This window comes from Oleiphilus sp. HI0123 (assembly GCF_001635315.1).
This window is the reverse complement of sequence record NZ_LWGE01000905.1, coordinates 1-499: the sequence shown is the minus strand read 5'-3', so window position 1 is coordinate 499 and position 499 is coordinate 1. Positions and strand designations below refer to the sequence as shown.

General features: G+C 44.1%; 1 protein-coding gene. It reads right to left on the bottom strand.

What is annotated here, in order from left to right:
• Positions 1–499, bottom strand: a 499-nt coding sequence (locus tag A3761_RS07805; RefSeq protein WP_231881192.1) for a 3'-5' exonuclease, incomplete at both ends; no start/stop codon positions are given.

Here is a 499-nt window from a genome sequence, read left to right as displayed (position 1 = left end):
TGACTTTCTGGCGCGCGTCAAGGCTACATAGACCAAACTTCGCTCTTCTGTATCAGCTTGTGCAAGTGAGGCTTTATCTGCCCGCCCCTGCAGTGCATACTGTAAGGGTATTAGTCCTTCATTCGCTGAAGCCAACACAACATGATTAAACTCTAACCCTTTGACACGATGGACGGTTGCTAGTTTTATTGCGCCACTCCCTTCATCAGCTCTGTTGGCTTGAATTATTGAGGTTTTGATACCAAGGTTTGCAAAACCTTTACTCAGTTCATTAACTTCACTATTTGTTCGCGCAACGACACAGAAATTTTCGTGGGGCTCTGCTGACTGTTTTACTAAGTTTGAAACATAGGAGCACTGTTCATTTAAGTTCGACAGTGTTTCGATAACTGGAAATTCACCATGACTGAGAGACTTGTACTGATGGTTATCGTCGGTGCCACCATCTAAATCGTCGATATCCCTCCCCTCCAAAAGGTTAATGGCAGAAAGTCTGATT